Origin of the sequence: Caulobacter sp. DWR1-3-2b1, from assembly GCF_049895765.1 — a bacterium.
Lineage (GTDB): Bacteria > Pseudomonadota > Alphaproteobacteria > Caulobacterales > Caulobacteraceae > Caulobacter.
This window is the reverse complement of sequence record NZ_JAFCSZ010000063.1, coordinates 1-3630: the sequence shown is the minus strand read 5'-3', so window position 1 is coordinate 3630 and position 3630 is coordinate 1. Positions and strand designations below refer to the sequence as shown.

Below are 3630 nucleotides of genomic sequence, written 5' to 3'. Positions count from 1 at the left end.
GCTCCGCGCCCGCCCGTCGCCCGACCGCCAATGCCCTGAAAGCCTGACGTGACAGGACATCCCCTCCCCGTCATTCTGCCCACGCCCTTCGTCGCACTTCAGCTAGAACCCACACCGCCATTTAGTAATGTCGCATCGTGCCATTTAGACATTTCACCCTCCCGCGATTGGACGTGGGAGGTCTCCAGAATGACGTTGTATTTCATGAGCGACAGAGAGCTGACGCGCCTTGAGGTTCTTCGCGATCTGGGCTGCGGTCGACTGACAGTCGCTGCGGCCACCGACCTTTTGGGATTGGAGCGCCGACAGGTCCAGCGATTGTCTAAAGCCTACCAGGAACAAGGCGCCACCGCGCTGATTTCCAAGAAGCGTGGCCAGCCGGGCAACCGGCGGACGCCATCGGACGTCAAGGCGCAGGCGCTGGAACTGATCCGCGAGCGCTACACGGGCTTTGGCCTAACGCTGGCGTCCGAGAAGCTTCGTGAGCTCCACGGCGTCTTCATCGGTCGCGAGACGCTGCGGATCTGGATGCTTGAGGCCGGACTCTGGGCCGACTGGCCGGGGCCAAGCCGCTCCGCGTCAGGTGCAGTTGATAGAGCCGCACATCCTCGAACGTCAGCTCGCCGGGGGTCCTGCCGCATTAGCGGCAGCAGGCGCGAACCGAGCGGATGTAGGTCTGCTGGGTCCGGGGATCGAAGTCGCGGATGGTCATGTCTTCGACCATCCTGCGACGCAGCGGGTGGATCGCGTCTTCGGGCATCACTCGTCTCCTGTCTCGAGGAGGACGTGGCCGACCCACGCTCCTCTTCAAACAGGAGAACCCCGCCGCTCATCTTCGCCGAACAAACACCCATCCCGCGCTAGAGAATTTTCCGATAAGTGTGAAACGGTTATCGGATCGAAAAATGCTCTAAACTTTTGATTTAGAGCCGTTTTCGCCCGACCCTGATGAAGCCATCAGGTCGGAAAGGGCTCTAGCGGCTGACGACGCCGGCGGCGGCGCAGCTGCTGGGCCTCGAGCGACGACAGGTTCAGCGGTTGGCCAAGGCCTGTCAGCAGCAAGGCGCCACGGCGCTGATCTCCAAGAAGCGTGGTCGGCCGAGCAACCGGCGGACGCCGTCAGACGTCAGGACGGAGGCGCCGGACCTGATCCGCGAGCGGTATTCGGGCTTTGGTCCGACGCTGGCGGCCGAGAAGCTTCGTGAGGGCAGCGCGCCATTTGTTAGCTGAGCAACGCCAAGGGTCAGAGGTTTACCTCCGCGTGGCCTCCTTTGATTTTGTTGGTCACGTCCATACCGAGCATCATCCGGGCTGTATTGATTACGCCGAGCTCTCCGGCCCAGATCGACGCGTCGCCCAGATCCATACGCATCAAAAGCAGGTTCGGGTCCTCTTTGCCGCCGGGGAACCAGGCTTCGACAAAATTGCTCCATTGCTTGTCGAGCCTTTCGCGGCTGGTTTCTTCGCTCAGAACGCCCGAAAAACGGCAGAAAACATCGTGGGTCTTGGATTGATAGGTGGCAGTTGCCGGTCCCATTGCTCCGAAGCGGCTGTTGCGCCAGGTGAAGAACCAAATCGCTGAGCTGGCGTCTTTATCGAGCTGCGCGGTCATCGGCGCTGCACTGTCCTGATCTTCATCCAGCTGCAGCATGACGAAAGAAGATTGCGTCATCGCCTGCCAAAACTTGTCCTTCAGATCGGTTGCATTGCCTTGTTCGTAGTTCATTGGGGCTGATCCTTGGGGTTCCGCATGTAACCCGCGTGGAGGCGAAGTTGTTCCGGCATTGCTTGTAAATACTCGTACAATGCGAGGCGTTTCTTGATCCGCTTACCGATTGCGGCGTGGGCTCCTCTTGTCGTCAGCTGAACATTGGAACCGAACGCAAGGCGCGTGGTTTAGAGCGTGCGCCACGTTGCGCCAAATCACCCAAAAAGGATCTTTGCTATGCATGACATCGTAGACACCGCTGTGGCCGCCGGCTCGTTCAAGACGCTCGTGGCTGCCGTGACGGCGGCTGGCCTCGTGGACACCTTAAAGGGCGCGGGTCCATTCACCGTTTTCGCGCCGTCGGACGACGCTTTTGCGAAGCTGCCTGCGGGTACTGTGGATGAACTGGTCAAGCCGGAAAACAAGGAAAAGCTGGCCAAAATCCTCAAACTCCATGTGATTCCGGGAAAGGTTATGGCCGCAGACGTCAAAGGTAAGAAGATGAGTCCAGCGTCGGCCTCAGGCGAGGCGATTGACGTGGATGGCACCGACGGGGTGAAGGTAAGCGGAGCCAAGGTCACCTCGGCTGACATCGAATGCACCAATGGAGTCATTCATGTGATCGACACAGTCATCATGCCCAAAAGCTGAGCGACTACAACTTGTGGACTGGAAACGACAGTACGAAGGTACTGTCGCTCCTTGTTTTTGTGATGCGACGCGAAAGGCTCACCTCAAGGTTTGCGCGCTAAACCACGCAATGGGTCACAGAAATCGAACGCCCCCCGCCCCTATCTGGCGACTGGCCGATCCGCCTGTTCGGCGTCTCAGTTTCGGCGAATTGTGAGCCACCGCAGACGCGGGGGGACACCCCATGGCGCGGCGAACCGTGCTCACCGGTGACGAACGGCATCGGCTGTTCGACCCTCCGGTCACCGACCGCGAGGTGGCGCGCCACCACACGCTCTCTCCCGATGATCTCGAATGGATCGACGCACGCCACGGTCCTTCCAATCAGCCGGGTGCGGCGGTGCAGACGGCGCTGCTGCGCCACCCTGGTTTCGGCTGGCGGGCCGGAGAGGTTGTCGCGGTCGCTGTACTGCGCTTACTCGCCGACTAGGTCCACGTCCCACCCTCGGCCGTCGTAGAATATGCAAACTGGCCCCAGACCCGCATCGAGCACACCACCCAACTGCATTCTGGCCGCGGTTCTCGCCGACGCCACCAATCTAGGCCTGGAACGCATGGCCAATGCAAGCCAGGGCGTCACCTACGCTCAACTCGCCTGACCCAGAGCTGGTACCTCAGCGAGGAGAACTACAGGGCTGCATTGGCCAGGATCATCGAAGTCCACCACGCTCAGCCTTTCGCCAGGCAATGGGGGCGACGGCCAAGCCTCCTCCTCGGACGGACATTTCTTTCGATCAGGCCATCGCCGGAGCGGGGCGGGCGAGATCAACGCCAAGTACGGACCCGTGCCCGGCTTGCGAATCTACACCCACCTGTCGGACAGGCACGGCCCGTCCAACGCGCGCGTGCTCTCGGCCACGTTGTCGGAGGCGCCCTACGTCCTCGATGGACTTGTGGCCGACAGGGCGGCGAGCGCTACGCCGACACCGGCGGCGCCACCGACCACGTGTCCGCGCTGTGTCATCTCCTGGGCTACCGGTTCGTGCCGCTTTTCCGGGATCTGCAAGAGGGCAGCGCGACATTTGTTAGCTGAGCAACGCTAAGAGTCTGACTCATAATGTTTCTGATTGTGATCAGAGGGTTGCGAGCCTTCGGGTCATGAGCTGGACAGAAGCCATGAAGAGCCATGCCGTTGAGCTGTCGAGGGTCTTCTCGAAGTCCTTGGCCAGGCGGCGGTTTCGGCCGAGCCAGGCGAAGGTGCGCTCCACGACCCATCGGCGGGGCAGCAGCAC

General features: G+C 61.0%; 4 protein-coding genes and 4 pseudogenes. 6 read left to right on the top strand and 2 right to left on the bottom strand.

Annotated elements, in window-relative coordinates:
• Positions 1-189 precede the first annotated feature (189 nt).
• Together ACP69S_RS21925 and ACP69S_RS21920 are read left to right on the top strand one after the other, a co-directional pair.
• A pseudogene (locus ACP69S_RS21925) lies at positions 190-390 on the top strand (helix-turn-helix domain-containing protein); the annotation flags it as partial.
• Between the two features lie 588 nt (positions 391-978).
• Positions 979-1200, top strand: a pseudogene (locus ACP69S_RS21920) (helix-turn-helix domain-containing protein); the annotation flags it as partial.
• Between the two features lie 43 nt (positions 1201-1243).
• Here ACP69S_RS21920 and ACP69S_RS21915 read toward each other — a convergent pair.
• A complete protein-coding gene (locus tag ACP69S_RS21915; protein WP_426000825.1) occupies positions 1244-1726 on the bottom strand; it encodes a pyridoxamine 5'-phosphate oxidase family protein in 483 nt (160 codons plus the stop codon).
• Positions 1727-1945: 219 nt separating this feature from the next.
• Here ACP69S_RS21915 and ACP69S_RS21910 point away from each other — a divergent pair, with 219 nt between their 5' ends.
• From ACP69S_RS21910 to ACP69S_RS21895, 4 genes and pseudogenes are all read left to right on the top strand, one after another.
• The gene (locus ACP69S_RS21910) at positions 1946-2359 is read left to right on the top strand and encodes a fasciclin domain-containing protein (protein WP_426000823.1); all 414 of its coding nucleotides are present in this window, start codon (positions 1946-1948) and stop codon (positions 2357-2359) included.
• A 223-nt stretch (positions 2360-2582) separates the two neighbouring features.
• Positions 2583-2828: a DUF4158 domain-containing protein gene (locus tag ACP69S_RS21905; RefSeq protein ID WP_426000821.1), complete on the top strand. Its 246-nt coding sequence runs from the start codon at positions 2583-2585 to the stop codon at positions 2826-2828.
• 31 nt (positions 2829-2859) lie between these two features.
• Positions 2860-3288 (top strand): annotated as a pseudogene (locus tag ACP69S_RS21900) (Tn3 family transposase); the annotation flags it as partial.
• A gap of 29 nt (positions 3289-3317) precedes the next feature.
• Positions 3318-3431 (top strand): annotated as a pseudogene (locus ACP69S_RS21895) (Tn3 family transposase); the annotation flags it as partial.
• A 40-nt stretch (positions 3432-3471) separates the two neighbouring features.
• Here the strand turns inward: ACP69S_RS21895 and ACP69S_RS21890 are convergent.
• Positions 3472-3630: transposase (locus ACP69S_RS21890; protein WP_426000827.1), on the bottom strand; the 159-nt coding region annotated here is incomplete at its 5' end.

Bases quoted from the DNA above. Each gene is read 5' to 3' on its own strand.
- ACP69S_RS21915 (WP_426000825.1), bottom strand. From the start codon at position 1,726: ATGAACTACGAACAAGGCAATGCAACCGATCTGAAGGACAAGTTTTGG.
- ACP69S_RS21910 (WP_426000823.1), top strand. From the start codon at position 1,946: ATGCATGACATCGTAGACACCGCTGTGGCCGCCGGCTCGTTCAAGACG.
- ACP69S_RS21905 (WP_426000821.1), top strand. From the start codon at position 2,583: ATGGCGCGGCGAACCGTGCTCACCGGTGACGAACGGCATCGGCTGTTC.